This window comes from uncultured Leifsonia sp. (assembly GCF_945957465.1).
Classification (GTDB): domain Bacteria; phylum Actinomycetota; class Actinomycetes; order Actinomycetales; family Microbacteriaceae; genus Leifsonia.
Genome location: NZ_CAMFLC010000005.1, coordinates 49702 through 65588 on the forward strand (window position 1 = coordinate 49702; position 15887 = coordinate 65588).

The following is a 15887-nucleotide window of genomic DNA, read 5'->3' on the forward strand; positions in this document are numbered from 1 at the left end:
CCGAGGATGGCGGTGCCGACGTAGACGCTGGCGCTACCGTCGAAGGTGAACTCCTCCCGCCGTCACCCCAGCCGTTGCGCCCCGATGACGGTGAGCAGCCGCAGCTTCTCGTGGCTCTCGGTGCCCGGCGCCGCGGTGTAGACGAGGAGGGCGTGGGACTGATCCGGATCGAGCAGCCGTTGGCAGTTCAGTTCGAGCACGCCCACCTCCGGATGCACGAATCGCTTGACCTGGTCGGGCTGGAGGCCGACTTCGTGCCGTTCCCAGAGCCGGCGGAACTCTTCGCTGCGCTCCAGCAGCAGCTCGGCGTAGCGGGCGGCGCGTGATCCCGGTCCGCGCTGGGCGACGAGGCCGCGGAGTCCGGAGGCGAACAGCCTGCTCAGATATTCGTGATCCTCCTGCACGTACAGGTCGCGGAATCCGGGGTCGCTGAACCAGCGGAACCCGATGCTGCGTTCCGGGCCGCTCAGCGAGGCGGTGTCCCCGGTGAGTGCGACGGCCGGCGGCGTCTGCCGCAGGGTCTCGCCGAGCTCGGTGATGATCTCGGCAGGGGTGTCCTGGAGGCGGTCGAAGATGCGGAGCAGTCCCGGGCTGATGTGCTCGCTGTCGGCGCCGCGCTGCGGCGGGTTGTGGCCCGCGAGGCGGAACAGATGGTCCCGTTCGTCGAGCGAGAGGTGGAGGCCCTGCGCGATGGCCGTGATCATCTGCGCGGAGGGCTGGGGGCCCCAGTTCTGCTCGATGCGGGCGTAGTAGTCCGCCGACATGTGGCTGAGCGCTGCGACCTCCTCACGTCGCAGGCCGCCGGTGCGCCGCCGCGCGCCACGAGGGAGGCCGACATCCTCCGGTCGGGTCGCCTCGCGGCGCACGCGCAGATACTCGGCGAGTGCCGCGCGGTCTGCCATCGCTCCTCTTTCGCTTGCGTGCCCGTCTGTGCTGCCAGTCTCTCCCGGAGCGGGGGCGATATCCACGGTCTGGCGAACCCTGGATGCGCCGGCCGGCTGACGCGATGCTGGTCTCATGACGTCGAAGACCCCCTCCCTCGAACTCCCCGACCTGACGGGACGCCGCGCGCTGCTCACCGGCGGCAGCGACGGCATCGGACTCGGCATCGCTACCCGCCTGGCCGCGGCGGGCGCCGACCTCCTGCTCCCCGTCCGCAACCCGGCCAAGGGGGCATCCGCGGTCGAGGTCATCCGCCGGACCGCACCCGGTGCCCGTGTCGAGCTGCATCGGCTCGACCTGTCGTCGCTGTCATCGATCGCCGACTTCGCCGAGCTGCTCCTCGACCGAGGTGACCCGATCCACGTGATGATCAACAATGCGGGCGTCATGACGCCGCCCACCCGTCAGGTCACCGCCGACGGGATCGAACTGCAGTTCGGCACGAATCACCTCGGTCATTTCGCCCTCGTGGGACGGCTGCTGCCCCTGCTGCGTGCCGGCTCGGCGCGGGTGACGTCGCAGATCAGCATCGCGGCGAATCAGGGGGCGATCAACTGGGACGACCTGAACTGGGAGCGGTCGTACAACGGGATGCGGGCGTACAGCCAGTCGAAGATCGCCTTCGGGCTGTTCGGACGGGAACTGGACCGCCGTAGCAGAGCCGAAGGCTGGGGCATCAGCAGCAACCTCGCCCACCCGGGCGTCGCTCCGACGTCGCTGCTCGCGGCGCGACCGGAGCTGGGCCGGGATCGACCGTCTCCGGCTCGACGCTTCATCGGCGCGCTGTCCCGACGCGGCATCCTGTTCGGAACGGCCGAATCCGCAGGCCTTCCCGCGCTGCTCGCGGCGACCGCACCCGACGCCGGAGGGAAGCTCTTCGGCCCGAGCGGGGTGCAGCACCTCGGCGGAGCACCTGGCGAACAGCGCCTTTTCTCCCGCCTGACCGGCGAAGCGGACGCCACGCGCATCTGGGACGTTTCCGCAGGGCTGGCCGACGTCGGGTTCATGGTGCGCTGACCGACATCGCCCCGACGGAACCGATCCCGAAGGTCTCGTCGCTAGCGCCGGACCAACCACCACACCTCGTGGGCTGCGAGCGTCACGCCGCCCTGGACCTCGACGCCACGGCGCGAGATCAGCTCGGTCCACTCCCCGCCGAACCCGGTCAGCGCCTCCGCGTCCACCCGCTCGGGGTCGTCGCCCACGTTCGCCAGGACGACCAGCGGCCGGTCGGCCGTGCCGGGACGCACGTAGCCCAGCACCCGGCGGTTGCCGGTCTCGATCGCGCGCAGCTCACCGCCGGCGAACTGCTCGTACTGCTTGCGCAGCGCGATCAGCCGTTGCATCCGCGCGTACACCCTGCCGGCGTCGGTGGTGGGGTCCGCCCGTTCGGCGTACTGGCGCGCGGGGTACCGCGGCCGGCCGACCCAGCGCGAGTCGCCGCTGCGTTCGGGCACCTCGAGCTGGCCGTAGTCGTTGAGCTGGCCGACTTCGTCGCCGAGGAAGATCAACGGGAGGCCGCCGGTCGACAGGGCGATCGAGTAGGCCAGGAGGATGCGGTCGAGCCCTCCCGCATCGCCCGACTCGAGGCCGAGCAGCGACGCCGTCGCGCCTGAGACCCGGCTGTCGCCGGTCTTCGGGTTGAACTGGAAGGCGACGCCGCGCGCGAAGCTGCCCTCGAAGCGGCCGGTGTAATAGTCGTTGAGGAATCTGCGGTGCCCGTACGGGTCGATGCCGAGGCGTGCCGCGTCCTCGTCGGCGAAGGTCCAGCCGATGTCGTCGTGGCTGCGGACGTAGTTCACCCAGGCCGTGCCGGGCGGTGTGCGGTGGCGGTCGGCGAGCGCACCGTGGAGCAGTCGGACGTCGCGGGTGGCGAGCGCCTCCCAGGTCAGCGCCATCTGCAACGGGTTGTAGCTCAGCTGGCACTCGTCGGGGCGCAGGTAGCCGAGCACGTCGTCGGGGTGCACGATCGCCTCGGACAGGAAGAGCATCGCGGGCGCCGCGATCCGGCAGACCGCGTTGAACGCCTGCAGCAGCAGGTGCGCCTGGGGGAGGTTCTCGCTGGAGGTGCCGAGCTGCTTCCAGATGAACGGCACCGCGTCCATGCGCAGCACCTCGACGCCCTGGTTGGCGAGGAACAGCATCTCGCCGGCCATCGCCACGAAGACGGCGGGGTTCGAGTAGTTGAGGTCCCACTGGAAGGAGTGGAACGACGCCCACACCCAGGTGCCGTCGTCGAGCTGCACGAACGAGCCGGAATGGTCGTCGGGGAAGATCTCGCGAGTGGTGGCCTCGAAGGCGTCGGGCTGCTCGCGCGAGTCGAACATCCAGTAGAAGTCGCGATAGGCCGGATCGCCGGCGGCCGCGCGACGTGCCCACTCGTGATCGCTCGCCGTGTGGTTGAACACGAAGTCGACCGCGAGCGAGATCCCTTCGGCCCGCAGCGCCTCCCCGAGCCGCCGCAGGTCGGCCATCGTGCCGAGCCGCGGGTCCAGTTCGCGATAGCTGGACACGGCGTAACCGCCGTCGGAGTTGCCCTCCGGCACGGCGAACGGAGGCATGACGTGCAGGTAGGTCAGTCCGAGCTCCCGGAAGTAGGGGATGCGCTCGCGCAGCCCTGCGACGCCGCCGGCGTAGAGGTCGGCGTAACAGAAGCCGCCCAGCATCTCGTTGGACTGGAACCAGCCCGGGTCCGCGAGTCGGCGCCGGTCGAGGTCGCGCAATTCGGCAGGCCGCTCCCGCCAGGAGGTGCGGGCCAACGCGAGCGCGGCCTCCGCGCACTCCGCCAGCGCGGGATGGTCGCCGTAGATCTCACCCAGCAGCCGCGTCAGCCTCCGGCCCTCGACGCGGAACCGCGTCTCGAAGTCGGTCCCGTCGTCGAGACCGGCGCCGCTGCCGCTGTCGAACCGATCGTCCGTCATGTCGATGACGATAGTCACTCGCCAGCCGCAGGGCGACGATGCGTCGGGCGCCGTGTCGAGGCGGCGCCCGCCGGGGCCGGCCTACGGCGCGATCACCCGCCGCACGAACGTGTCCACGTGCTCGCGCAGCGCGTCGATCCGATGCTGGCGTGCGGCCTCCACGTCGAAGCCGACGTAGGCCAGCGGCGCGCGCTTGCGCACGTTGGCCGAGCACTGGAACTCGGCGCAGACGAGCGTGCCGAGAGTGTCCCCCTTGCGGCCGGCCGCGCCGGCGCGCTTGGCGATGAAGAAGACGACCTCGTTGGGCAGGTGCACGTCTTCGCACCACGAGCACTGCGGCCGGCTGCGGACGCCGCCCTCCGCTTTGCGCAGGAGGACGCCGACGGGCTCGCCGTCGACCTCCGCCACGACATAGCCGAGGTTCGGGTTCTTGCGGTCGCGCCAGCCGAGGAAGTCGAGGTCGTCCCAGCGCTGGGCGTCGAGGTCGGGGAGGGTGAGCTCCTTGCGCTCGCGCTGGGAGGCGTTCACGAAGGAGGCGCGGATGCGCGCGTCGGTGAGGGGAAGCATGGATGGTCGTCCTGTCTGTCTGAAGGGTGCGCCGAGACGCACGAGGGCGCGACGACGCCCGGAGAAGTGCGCCGGAGCGCGGGGATCATGAGGAGGCAGACAGGACTATCTGCCGCCGGCGTTGACGACGCCGACGACCTCCAGACGCCCCGCGAGCGGGGCTGAGACGAACTGATCCACGGCGTGCATTCTACGCGCTGCGCGGCGCGCCCGCCGGAGCCGGTGGACGAGGGGACACGACATGCCGTTACCGCAGCGCGGGAACGGCATGTCGCGTCCCCGCTTCGCGTCCCGTGCGGCCCCGGAGAACTCGGTGGTATAACGTTGTAAAGTTGTCGACCGCGAAGGGGGCCAGGGATGGCGGCGACGCTGCACGACGTGGCCCGGCGGGCCGGTGTGTCGATCAAGACCGTGTCCAACGTGATCAACGACTACCCCCACATCCGCCCCGCCACCCGGCTCAAGGTCGAAGAGGCGATCGCGGAACTCGGCTACACGCCCAACCTGACGGCGCGCAATCTGCGGTCGGGACGCACGGGCGCGATCGCGCTGGCGGTCCCGGACCTGGCGCTCAACTACTTCGCGGAGCTGGCGGCTGCGGTCATCGCGGAGGCGGAGAGCGCCGGTTTCGCCGTGCTCGTCGAGCAGACCGGCGGCGAGCGGGATCGGGAGCTGGAACTGCTGCAGAGCCCGCGGCGCAAGCTCACCGACGGCCTGATCTTCAGTGCCCGCGGCATGGGGCAGCAGGACGCGTCGCTGCTCGACGTGCCGTATCCTCTGGTGCTGCTCGGCGAGCGGATCTTTGACGAGAGGGTCGACCACGTCACCATGCGCAACGTGGAGGCGGCGAAAGCGGCCACGGAGTACCTGCTCGCGTCCGGTCGCCGCCGCATCGCGGTCGTCGGCGCGCACGAGAGCGAAGTCGTCGGCTCGGCCGGCCTCCGGTTGCGCGGCCACCTGGAGGCGCTCGCGGCGGCCGGGGTGCCGGCCGATCCCGCCCTCATCACCTACACCGACCCCTGGCACCGTCGCAACGGCGCCACCAGCACGCGGGCGCTCGTCGAGAGCGGCGTGCCCTTCGACGCCGTGTTCGCGTTCAACGACGCCCTCGCGTTCGGTGCCATGCGCGCCCTCGAGGAGGCCGGGCTGCGCGTGCCCGACGACGTCGCCGTGATCGGGTTCGACGACGTCGAGGAGGCCGAGTTCTCCATCCCGTCGCTGACGAGTGTGGACCCCGGCCGCAGCTGGATCGCGCGCGAGGCCGTGCGGCGCCTGCTGGAGAGGATCACCCGGCCGGACGCCGCGGGCCCGCCGCGCCTGATGCTGGCCGACTACCGCATCGCGGAGCGCGAATCGGCGTAGCGCACGCGCCCGCAGCGCACCCGCCTTGACGCCTCGACGTTCCGCTGGCTAACATCCTCTACAACGTTTACCTCCATCGTTGTAGAACACGAAAGCCTCCTCATGACCAACGCACATCTCACCATCGACCCGCAGTTCGCCATCGGCGCCGTCCGGCGGCGGCTCTTCGGCGGGTTCGTCGAGCATCTCGGCCGGCACGTCTACGACGGCATCTACGAGCCCGGCCACCCGGAGGCCGACGAGGAGGGCTTCCGCCGCGATGTGATCGAGCTCGTCAAGGAGCTCGGTGTGTCCACCATTCGCTATCCGGGCGGCAACTTCGTCTCCGGCTTCCGCTGGGAAGACAGTGTCGGCCCGCGCGAGCAGCGCCCGCGGCGGCTCGACCTGGCGTGGCATTCGACCGAGACGAACGAGGTCGGCCTCCACGAGTTCGCCTCCTGGCTCGACAAGGTCGGCAGCGACCTGATGATGGCCTTGAACCTCGGCACCCGCGGCACGCTGGAGGCGATCGACCTGCTCGAGTACGCCAACGTGCCGGGCGGCAGCGCCCTCAGCGACCAGCGCGTCGCGAACGGACGGACGGAGCCGTTCGACGTGCGCATGTGGTGCCTGGGCAACGAGATGGACGGTCCGTGGCAGCTCGGTCACCGCTCGGCCGACGACTACGGCAAGCTCGCCTCCCAGACCGCGAAGGGCATGCGGCAGCTCGACCCGTCGATCGAACTGGTGGTGTGCGGGTCGTCCGGCGCCGGGATGCCGACCTTCGGCGAGTGGGAGCGCGTCGTCCTCTCGCACACGTACGACGACGTCGACTACATCTCCCTGCACGCGTACTACCAGGAGCGCAACGGCGACCTGGCGAGCTTCCTGGCGTCCTCCACCGACATGGACCACTTCATCGAGTCGGTGATCACCACCGCCGACCACGTGAAGGCCGTGCGTCGCAGCGACAAGACGATCAACCTCTCGTTCGACGAGTGGAACGTCTGGTACCTCGACCGCTGGGAGGGCGTCGACAAGATCACGGGCATCGACAACTGGCCGGTCGCGCCGCGCCTGCTCGAAGACGTCTATTCGGTCGCCGACGCCGTCGTGTTCGGAAGCCTGATGATCTCGCTGATCAAGCACGCCGACCGCGTGACCAGCGCCTCCCTCGCACAGCTGGTCAACGTGATCGCGCCGATCATGACCGAGCCCGGCGGGCCGGCCTGGCGTCAGACGACCTTCTTCCCGTTCTCGATCACCTCCCGCCTGGCCCGGGGCAACGCCCTGCGGCTGCCGATCGAGAGCCCGCAGTACGACACGACGGTCTACGGCACCGTGCCTCTCGTGGACGCCGTCGCGACCAACGACCCCGAGACCGGACGGACCGCCGTCTTCCTCGTGAACCGCAGCCTGACCGAGACGATCACGGTGACCGCCGGGATCGCGGCGCTCGGCGACGTGCGGGTGCTCGAGTCGCACACGCTGGCCGACGACGACGTCAACGCGAAGAACACGCTGCAGGAACCGGAGCGGGTGACTCCCGGGGAGGCCGCGGTCGCGATCGCGGACGGCGTCCTGACGGTGAAACTGCCTCCCGTGTCGTGGACGGCGGTGTCGCTCGGCTGAGCGGGCGGGCGGCCGGGCGGCCGGGCGGCGCGTCGCGGGACGGACGTGCCGCCTAGAGTCGACACGTGAACCGCACCGACCGCCTGTACGCCCTGGTGGAGGAGTTGCGCGCCGTGGCTCCGCGCCCGCGCTCCGCCCGCTGGCTGGCCGAGCGGTTCGAGGTCAGCTCTCGGACCATCGAGCGTGACCTGTCCGCCCTCCAGCAGTCGGGCGTGCCGATCTGGGCGGAGCCGGGCCGCGCCGGCGGCTACGCCATCGACCGGTCGCACACGCTCCCGCCGCTCGGCTTCACCGTCGGCGAGGCGCTCGCCGTCTCGGCGGCCCTCGGGGTGCTGGCGTCGAGCCCGTTCGCCGCGTCGGCGGCCTCCGCGCTGCGCAAAGTCGTGGCGGTGATGGACGACGGACGACTCCGCGAGACGGCGGAGTTGACAGCGCGCATCCACGTGCTCGACGACGGCGGGGCGCCGCAGACCGTCGCCGGCCTCGACGGCGCCCTGACCTCCGGCCGCGTGCACCGGATCACCTACCGCGACCGCGCCGGCGCCGAGACGGTTCGCGATGTGGAGCCGCTCGGGTTCGTCAACAAGGGACGCGACTGGTACCTGGTCGCGTGGTGCCGGCTCCGCGACGGCCTTCGCGCGTTCCGCGTCGACCGAATCGTGACGGTGGAGGCCACGGCCGAGCGCCCGCCGCACCGCTCCCTCAGCGCCGACGATCTCGACATCGTCTACGGGGAGCTGCGCACACTGACACTCGGCGAAGATCGCGCCTGAACACCGACAGGACGGTGTCGCGGATGGCGGCGAACCTGGATGCATCGAGGCCGGATGGCCTCGTGCCGAAAGGATCGCTCATGGACTTCGCATCCGTCCGCATCATCACCGACGACCTCGACCGTCTCGTCGCGTTCTACGAGCACGTGCTGGCTGCACCCGCTGCGCGACCGGCCCCTGTGTTCGCCGAGTTCCGCACACCGACCGGCACGCTCGCCATCGGAACCACCGCCACGGTCGCGATGCTCGGCGCGGACGCGCCGCAGCCGGGCTCGAACCGATCGGTGATCCTCGAATTCCTGGTCGACGACGTCGACGCCGAGTTCGCCCGCATCGAGGCGGCGGCGCGGGACGTCGTGCTCCCGCCGACGACGATGCCCTGGGGCAACCGGTCGACACTGTTGCGCGACCCGGACGGGAACCTGGTGAACCTGTTCAGCCGGCGGTGGGTAGGAAATGAATCAGTTATAGCGACTATCGTTTATCGCGATTAAATCACTAAGATTGATTGTGTCATTTATCGCGTTTACCTAGACTGTTTGGGTAATCACCAAACCATTGGAGGCTAACGTGACGCTATTGAGCCCACACGCGACCGACGCAATTGTGGATACGTCCGAGTTGACGGAAGTGCGCGAAGCCGCGGTTCGTCTGAGTGAGTCGGTGGCTCCGCCGCGGCTGCTGGCGGGCGATCAGGTGATCGAGCTTCCACGTGAGGTCACGGACGCCTTCCGGGACCTCCTTGAGCGCTTCGCTAACGGTGAGAGTGTCGTGATCGGATCGACTCGCACACTATTGACCACCTCGCAGGTGGCCGATTTTCTGGGTGTTTCGCGATCGTTCGTGGTCAACCTGATCGATGCGGGCAAGCTCGAATTTGAGTACCGGGGTACGCATCGGCGTGTGTCGCTGACGGAAGCCGTCCGGTATTTGGAGGAATCGAAGCATGCTCGCCGTGACCGGCTCGATGCGATTGCCGAGTTGACGGCCGACAAGGGCGGTTACGACGGCGACCCGTTCTAACGTGCCGTTCCGTGTATTCATCGACGCGAACGTCCTCGTCCCGGGGCGTTGGCGCGACATTGTCTTGACCCTCGCGGAAGCCGAGGTGTGCGAAGTTCTCTGGAGCGGCCCCGTGCTCGAGGAGGTTGCTCGTCACCTGCCGGACACCATGACGGTCGAGGATCGCGAGTTCTTGTTCGAGCAGATGAATGCCGCATTCCCGGACGCGCTTGTCGCTTGGCCTGGCGCCGTCGATGTTGAAGTCAGGTCGCAGGTCAACGAGAAGGATCGGCATGTGGTCGCCGCGGCACTCTGGGGGCACGCGGAAATCCTCCTCACCGAGGACGCAACCCTCCACGATGAGGTACTCGCGAGCGGCCTGCTGGACGCTCAACACATGCCGGTGTTCTTGGCCTATGCGATCGACTCCGCGCCGCGAGAAACGACCCTGGCGTTGGTTGAGATGGCGCGCCGGCGGTGGCTTCGCGACCCCTTCGCGAACGAGCAAGACGTCCTGGGCCGCCTACGTAACTACTTCGACAGACAGGGCTGGCCCGCCGGGTCACTGACTCGTTGACATTAGCCGGTCACTTGGTCGGCGACTGGAATTCGATGCATGACGCTGGACCCACGTGAGCCCAGTCCAGCGTGTCGCCAGGGAGCCTCCGACCCGCCTGGAGCAGTTCAACGTCGGTTTCTTGTACGTTGCCCGGCATGTTGGCGCCGTCACGGTATGCGACTGCGGGCTCGAGCTACAGAGGGCAGCCTTGCCGGTAGAAAAGCCGCCAACGAAAAGGCAGAGGGCCGCGCGAAAGGCTGGCAAGAAGGGCCGCTCAATCCGCGGCGTGGGCGGAGGCGTGCCGGGCTTGGCCGATAGGCGCCTCTGGCGGCGTCCTACGTGACGGTGGGTGGCTGGGGAAGGCCGAGGCTGTTGCCATCCCGACAAGGAGGCTGGTGGATCTCAGTGCGATGATCCCGCGGAACCGTCCCAGCGCCCGGATACCTGCCCGAAGGTCATGGACTCCCATTCACCGGTGAGGAGATGGAGGGCGCAGGCGCGCAGCCGCCACGTCGCGGTGACGAGCTCGAGCACAAGGCTCACGGCATCCTCGAACGAAGTGGCCACGGCACGCGGAGCCTCGTCGCCCCGGCGGCTGAGGCTCGCGCCCTCCCATCGGTGATCGAGAAGGTTCTCGGTGAGCACGTCGTGGATGTAGCGATTGCGCTTGGTGTACGCGGTGCTACCTGCACTGATGGCGCTAAGGACGGCTCGTCGGAATGCGTTGGAGAGCTGAGAGTGGTCTTTGACCAGCTGTCGGCATGTCTTGGCGTTGGTGCTGAAGAAGTCGGGGGCGTCGAGTAACGCATCAAGGTCGTGACGATCCTGTAAAGCCGCGTGCAGCAGGCGAAGGGCGGCGTCCATCTTTGTCGTTTCTGACGCAATACGACCGAGCAGAAAGGTCCTTTGGTCCGACTCCGACAGCGTACGCAGATGCTCAAGTTCCACCCGAACATGCTGGCATCTTGGAGCGGCCGCGCCGAATCCTAGCAATCCGCGCCGCGCCACGGCGCCGGGCCGACCCGACCGGCGGGTACGCCGAGGCGAGAGGTGCGGAACGCAGAACAGGTAAGTCTTAGGGCGGGAGGATCACATGGAGCTGATCGATTGGCGACGCCTGGAAGCGAGTGTCTTCAACCATCTGGTCGAGAACTTGCCCGTGACCGAGAATACTCGCGACGGTCTGGTAGCCATGGTAGTTGACGGTCGCGGCGGCGGCGGCGACGGCGGAGTCGATATTGATGTCACCAAGCAAACCGGCCAAATGGTCGAGGTCTCCAAGCTCAACTACTTCCCGAAGAGCTTCTCCGGCGGACACCGATAGCGACGACGCCAGATCAAGGATTCGGTGGATAAGGCGATGAAGGGACCCCATCCGCCGGTCTGGGCACGGGTAACCCCGACTAGGGTGACCCCGACGTGTGACGCGCAGACGAACAGCCCCGAAATAGACTGCCCCCATGTTCTCCACCCCTCTTCCCCCCGGCGCCGTCCTCCGCCCCCTGGAGCCGTGGCGGGCGGAGGAGTTCGCGGCGCATCTGGATCGGGCGAGGGAGCATATCCGGCCGTGGGTCGGGCCGTCGTTCGTCACGACCGACGTCGAGGGTGCCCGGGCCACGCTCGGCCGTTACGCCGAGCGTGCGGCCCGGGAGGGGGCGGGCATCTACGGGATCTGGGCGGACGGGCTTCTCGTCGGCGGCGTCATGTTCGTCGAGTTCTCCGCCGCGACCGGGTCGTTCGAGGTCGGCTGCTGGCTCGAGCCCGGGGCCGAAGGACGCGGATACGTGACGGCTGCGGTGCGCGAGCTGCTCGCGTACGCGTTCGACGAGCGCGGCATGCACCGTGCCGAGTGGCGGTGCCGCAGCGACAACGAGCGCAGCTCCGCCGTGGCCCGCCGCCTCGGGATGTCGCTCGACGGCGTACTGCGCGAGGCGTGGCCGGTCGGCGGCGTGTTCCACGACAAGCAGGTGTGGTCGCTGCTCGCCGGAGAGTGGGAGGCACAGCGTCCCGCTACGCCGTGACCGGGCTCCCGCTCGCGATCCGGCCGTCCACCACGGTCACGATCTCGTCCAACGTCGGCGAGTGGACGAGGTCGTGCGTCACGAGCAGCGTCGCCGTGCCTTCCGCGTGGGTGAGCCGGGCGAGGAGGTCCATGATCGCCGCGCCGCGTTCCTGGTCGAGTGCGCTCGTCGGCTCGTCCACGAGGAGCACGGACGGCCTCCGCACGAGCGCCCGCGCGATCGCGACCCGCTGGCGCTGACCTCCGGAGAGCTGGGCCGGCCGCTTGTCGGCGTGGCCGGCCAGGCCGACCGACTCCAGCAGCTCGTCCACGCGTTCGCGGACGGCCGCGCGCACCTCCCGCCGGCGGGAGCCGCCGAGCTCGCCCATCACCTGCAGTTGCTCGCGTGCGGTCAGCGACGGGAGCAGGTTGGACTGCTGAAAGACGATGCCGATCTTCTCGCGGCGCAGCCGGGTGGCCTGCTCCGCGGTCAGGCCGGTCGTGTCCTCCCCGTCGACGAGCACCCGGCCGGAGTCCGGGCGGATGAGGGTCGCGGCGAGGGCGAGGATGCTCGACTTGCCCGAGCCGGAGGGCCCGGTGATGCCGGTGACCATGCCGGGGCGGCCGTGGAGGGTGGCGCGGTCGACCGCGGTGATGCGGCCGGCGCCGTCGGGGAAGGTCAGGGTGACGTCGTCGAGGGTGATCATCGGTTGCTCCCGAGTGCGGTGAGGGGGTCGGCATGGGTGACGGTGCGGAGGGCGACGGCGGCGCCCGCGAGACCGAGGACGGTCATGGCGGCCGCGGGCACGAGCGTGGTGATCGGCGCGACGAGGAACGGCAGCGCACTGCCCGCGAGCGCCCCGAGGCCGAGGACGGCGAGCATCCCGACGGCGATGCCGCCGACGAGGACGACCAGCGCTTGCCCGAGGGCGTCGAGCACGAGCGAGCGCTGGGTCGCACCGAGCGCCTTCAGCACCGCGATGTCGCCGGACCGCTGCATCGTCCAGACGGTGAAGAACGCGCCGACCACGAGGGCGGAGATCCCGAACAGCATCGCGACCATCAGACCCAGGGAGCCGATCTCGCTCTTGAAGGTCTCCAGCGCCGTCAGACTGAGCAGAGTCGGCTGCGCGGTCGTGCGCGTCTCCGCCGCGACGGCATCCCAGTCCGGCGACCCCGTCACGGCGATGAGCGTCGCGCGGCCGTCGCCGCCCATGCGCCGGTCGGCCTCGGCCCAGGCGGCGGGCGTCAGCGCGACGACCGGGGTGTGGCTGTACCAGGCATCCCCGCCGACGGTCGCCACGCGGTAGTCGGCGCCCAGGATGGTGACCGTGTCGCCGGTCGAGGCGTGCAACTCCTTGGCGGCGCCCGCCGAGAGACCGACCGAGCCGTCGGCGCGCGGGGCCAGAGCGGTCAGCTCGGTGGAGCCGGCGCCGTCGGGCAGACCGAACAGGGCGACCCCGGTGGAGGTCGACCCCGACTGCGCACGGGTCTGCGCGATCCCGACCGGGACCGCCGCGTCCACGCCGTCGGCGTTCCGCCAGCGCTCCGTCGTCGCCGCGGAGAGCGACGACTCGCTGAAGCTCGCCGACCCGTCGGCCGGCTTCTCGAGCACGAGGCGGTCGCCGGGCAGGCCGAGCACCGCCGAGACGTTCTGGGCGGCCAGGCCGCCGGTGAGGCCGGCCAGGAAGCCGACCAGCACGGTGATGAGGGCGACGACGGTCCCGATGAGGAGGAACCGGCCGCGGGCGTGGCGCAGATCCCGCCAGGCGACGAACACGAGGAGTCCTTTCCGGAAGCGGAGCGGTTCCGCCTTCCGAGATTCCAGCCTTCTCCCGCCGCGGTTCCGTCACATCGTCAGCACGGTCCACCCTCGTCTCCGACTTTCCATTGATGCCGCGGCCGGTCCCGATCCCTAGGCTGGTCGTGTCATGTCCCACAGCGCCCTCACCCCGGTCTTCGTCGGTCTGCGCGTCGGGCTGCACGTGCTCATCGCGGGCCTGCTGATCCTCGTGGTCGTTCGGCTGCCCGGTCTGCAGCCGCAGGCCGCCGTCGCCGGCCTGATCCTCGTGGTCGTGTTCGCGGCCGTGTACCTCACCAGCCTGCTGATGCGCGTCGTTCCGCGGTCGCGCCGCAAACAGGCGGGAGTCGTGTGGATCACCGCGCTCGCCCTGGTCTGGACGGGGCTGGTGATCGTCGTCCCCGAGGCGTCGTACCTCGCGTTCCCACTGTTCTTCCTCTGCCTGCACCTGCTGCCGAGCCGGGTCGGCCCCGTGGCGGTGCTGCTGATCACCGCGGTCGCGATCGCCGCGCTGAGCGCGCACCTCGGGTTCTCCGCCGGCGTCGTGGTCGGGCCGGTGATCGGCGCGGCCGTGGCGATCCTCCTCGGCCTCGGCTACCGCGCACTGGCCCGGGAGGCCGAGGAGCGGGAGGCCCTGCTCACCGAGCTGATGGCCACGCGCGACCGGCTCGCCGAGACCGAGCGCGAACAGGGGGCGCTGGCCGAGCGCGGCCGGCTCGCCCGCGACATCCACGACACGGTCGCGCAGGGCCTGTCCAGCATCCAGTTGCTCCTGCACGCCGCCGAACGGGCCGACCCGGCCGGCCCCGGAGTCGAGCAGATCCGCCTCGCCCGGACGACGGCTGCGGACAGCCTCGCCGAGACCCGGCACATCATCCGGGAGCTGACGCCCCCGTCGCTCGACGGCGGTCTCACCGAAGCGCTCCAGCGGCTCGGCGCCGCCAATGCGGTGCCGGGGTCGCTGCGCGTGGACGTCGAGACGCCCCCGGCGGTCGACCTGCCGATGGAGGTGCAGACGGCGTTCCTCCGCATCGCGCAGGGGGCGATAGCGAACGTGCGCACGCACGCGCGAGCGACTCACGCGCGCATCCTGCTGCGGGACGCCGACGACGAGACGGTGCTGCGCATCGCCGACGACGGCGTCGGCTTCGACCCGGCGGCGGTCGGCTCCGGCGCCGGCGGGGCCGACTCGTTCGGGCTCCGTGCCATCGCCGAGCGCGTCGACCAGCTGGGAGGCGACCTCAGCATCGAGAGCACGCCGGGCGAGGGTGCTTCGGTGACGGTGACGCTGAGGAAGGACCGCTCGTGATCCGCATCCTGATCGCCGACGACCACCCGGTGGTGCGCGCCGGCATCCGCGCCCTGCTCGACGGCGAGCCCGACCTCGAGGTGGTCGGCGAGGCCGCCGGCGCCGACGAGGCGGTCGCGCTCGCGTCGGCTTCGGGACCCGATCTGGTCCTGATGGACCTCCAGTTCGCCGACGGCCCGCGGGGTGTGGAGGCCACGCGCCGCATCCGCGCCCTGCCGTCGGCGCCGCACGTGCTCGTGCTGACCAACTACGACACGGACACCGACATCCTGTCGGCGATCGAGGCCGGAGCGAGCGGCTACCTGCTCAAAGACGCGCCGCCCGACGAGCTGGTCGCGGCCGTGCGGGCCGCCGCCGCGGGCGAGAGCGCCCTGGCGCCGGTGATCGCGAGCCGGCTGATGGAGCGGATGCGTTCGCCGCAGGTGACCCTGTCCGTGCGCGAGCTCGAGGTGCTCGAACTCGTGGCGGAGGGCGCGAGCAACGCCGAGATCGGCGCTCGCCTGCACATCGCCGACGCCACCGTGAAATCGCACCTGGTGCACATCTTCACGAAACTGGGAGTGGCCTCCCGCACCGCCGCCGTAAACGCCGCGCGCTCCCAGGGCATGCTGCGCTGACGCGCGCCCCCTAGGGGCGTCCGAAGGGCGTCCCAAGGGCGTCCCGGTGCCGCCGAAGGGTGCCTTAACGCCCTCAAAACGCGCGTTTAGGGGCGTTTACGTGCCCCTCGCCCCCCCTTCGGGCGCCCCTCGCCCGCCCTTCGGGCGCCCTCGAGGGGCTTCCAGGGGCGTCCGAAGGGCGTCCCGGGGCCGTCGAAGGGCGTCTTAACGCCCTCAAGACGCGCGTTTAGGGGCGTTTACGCGCCCCTCGCCCGCCCTTCGGGCGCCCCTCGAGGGGCTTCCACCGGCGGCCGAAGGGCGTCCCGGGGCCGCCGAAGGGCGTCTTAACGCCCTCAAAACGCGCGTTTAGGGGCGTTTACGCGCCCCTCGCCCGCCCTTCGGGCGCCCCTCGAGGGGCTTCCACCGGCGGCCGAAGGGCGTCCCG

General features: G+C 70.1%; 17 protein-coding genes. 11 read left to right on the plus strand and 6 right to left on the minus strand.

All coding sequences use genetic code 11. From position 1 onward, the window contains the following. Positions 1 to 62: 62 nt before the first annotated feature. Positions 63 to 902, minus strand: a complete 840-nt coding sequence (locus Q0Q23_RS04100; RefSeq protein WP_295119712.1) for a helix-turn-helix transcriptional regulator — start codon at positions 900 to 902, stop codon at positions 63 to 65. Positions 903 to 1017: 115 nt separating this feature from the next. On the opposite strand from Q0Q23_RS04100, the gene Q0Q23_RS04105 reads away from it, so the two are divergent. Beyond that, positions 1018 to 1959, plus strand: coding sequence for an SDR family oxidoreductase (locus Q0Q23_RS04105; protein ID WP_295119715.1), 942 nt, complete (start codon positions 1018 to 1020; stop codon positions 1957 to 1959). Between the two features lie 41 nt (positions 1960 to 2000). On the opposite strand, the gene Q0Q23_RS04110 is transcribed toward Q0Q23_RS04105, so the two are convergent. Continuing rightward, complete coding sequence (locus tag Q0Q23_RS04110) at positions 2001 to 3863, minus strand: amylosucrase (protein WP_295119718.1); 1863 nt, start codon at positions 3861 to 3863, stop codon at positions 2001 to 2003. Between the two features lie 81 nt (positions 3864 to 3944). Next, entirely contained in the window at positions 3945 to 4430 is a 486-nt protein-coding gene (locus tag Q0Q23_RS04115) for an FBP domain-containing protein (RefSeq protein WP_295119721.1), read from the minus strand. A 357-nt stretch (positions 4431 to 4787) separates the two neighbouring features. On the opposite strand from Q0Q23_RS04115, the gene Q0Q23_RS04120 reads away from it, so the two are divergent. The 6 genes from Q0Q23_RS04120 (at position 4788) to Q0Q23_RS04145 (ending at position 9755) form a co-directional block, all read left to right on the plus strand. Continuing rightward, a complete protein-coding gene (locus Q0Q23_RS04120; protein ID WP_295119724.1) occupies positions 4788 to 5792 on the plus strand; it encodes a LacI family DNA-binding transcriptional regulator in 1005 nt (334 codons plus the stop codon). 102 nt (positions 5793 to 5894) lie between these two features. Continuing rightward, entirely contained in the window at positions 5895 to 7403 is a 1509-nt protein-coding gene (locus Q0Q23_RS04125) for an alpha-N-arabinofuranosidase (protein ID WP_295119727.1), read from the plus strand. A gap of 65 nt (positions 7404 to 7468) precedes the next feature. Further along, on the plus strand, positions 7469 to 8176 hold the full coding sequence (locus Q0Q23_RS04130) for a YafY family protein (RefSeq protein WP_295119730.1): 708 nt from the start codon (positions 7469 to 7471) through the stop codon (positions 8174 to 8176). A gap of 80 nt (positions 8177 to 8256) precedes the next feature. Continuing rightward, on the plus strand, positions 8257 to 8670 hold the full coding sequence (locus Q0Q23_RS04135) for a VOC family protein (RefSeq protein ID WP_295119733.1): 414 nt from the start codon (positions 8257 to 8259) through the stop codon (positions 8668 to 8670). 76 nt (positions 8671 to 8746) lie between these two features. After that, positions 8747 to 9199: a helix-turn-helix domain-containing protein gene (locus Q0Q23_RS04140; RefSeq protein WP_295119736.1), complete on the plus strand. Its 453-nt coding sequence runs from the start codon at positions 8747 to 8749 to the stop codon at positions 9197 to 9199. Between the two features lies 1 nt (position 9200). Continuing rightward, positions 9201 to 9755, plus strand: a complete 555-nt coding sequence (locus Q0Q23_RS04145) for a PIN domain-containing protein (protein ID WP_295119739.1) — start codon at positions 9201 to 9203, stop codon at positions 9753 to 9755. A 384-nt stretch (positions 9756 to 10139) separates the two neighbouring features. On the opposite strand, the gene Q0Q23_RS04150 is transcribed toward Q0Q23_RS04145, so the two are convergent. Next, the gene (locus Q0Q23_RS04150; RefSeq protein WP_295119741.1) at positions 10140 to 10685 is read right to left on the minus strand and encodes a hypothetical protein; all 546 of its coding nucleotides are present in this window, start codon (positions 10683 to 10685) and stop codon (positions 10140 to 10142) included. A 145-nt stretch (positions 10686 to 10830) separates the two neighbouring features. Between Q0Q23_RS04150 and Q0Q23_RS04155 the strand changes: the two genes are divergently transcribed. Both Q0Q23_RS04155 and Q0Q23_RS04160 read left to right on the plus strand, forming a co-directional pair. After that, positions 10831 to 11061: a hypothetical protein gene (locus tag Q0Q23_RS04155; RefSeq protein WP_295119744.1), complete on the plus strand. Its 231-nt coding sequence runs from the start codon at positions 10831 to 10833 to the stop codon at positions 11059 to 11061. Positions 11062 to 11197: 136 nt separating this feature from the next. Continuing rightward, complete coding sequence (locus Q0Q23_RS04160; RefSeq protein WP_295119746.1) at positions 11198 to 11758, plus strand: GNAT family N-acetyltransferase; 561 nt, start codon at positions 11198 to 11200, stop codon at positions 11756 to 11758. Here Q0Q23_RS04160 and Q0Q23_RS04165 read toward each other — a convergent pair. Both Q0Q23_RS04165 and Q0Q23_RS04170 read right to left on the minus strand, forming a co-directional pair. After that, complete coding sequence (locus Q0Q23_RS04165) at positions 11748 to 12443, minus strand: ABC transporter ATP-binding protein (protein ID WP_295119748.1); 696 nt, start codon at positions 12441 to 12443, stop codon at positions 11748 to 11750. The two genes, Q0Q23_RS04160 and Q0Q23_RS04165, sit on opposite strands and share 11 nt — an antisense overlap. Beyond that, a complete protein-coding gene (locus Q0Q23_RS04170; RefSeq protein ID WP_295119751.1) occupies positions 12440 to 13516 on the minus strand; it encodes an ABC transporter permease in 1077 nt (358 codons plus the stop codon). Before Q0Q23_RS04170 ends, Q0Q23_RS04165 begins: the two co-directional genes overlap by 4 nt. 151 nt (positions 13517 to 13667) lie before the next feature. Here Q0Q23_RS04170 and Q0Q23_RS04175 point away from each other — a divergent pair, with 151 nt between their 5' ends. Further along, positions 13668 to 14846: a sensor histidine kinase gene (locus Q0Q23_RS04175; RefSeq protein WP_295119753.1), complete on the plus strand. Its 1179-nt coding sequence runs from the start codon at positions 13668 to 13670 to the stop codon at positions 14844 to 14846. After that, positions 14843 to 15463, plus strand: a complete 621-nt coding sequence (locus Q0Q23_RS04180) for a response regulator transcription factor (RefSeq protein ID WP_295119756.1) — start codon at positions 14843 to 14845, stop codon at positions 15461 to 15463. Before Q0Q23_RS04175 ends, Q0Q23_RS04180 begins: the two co-directional genes overlap by 4 nt. Positions 15464 to 15887: the final 424 nt, after the last annotated feature.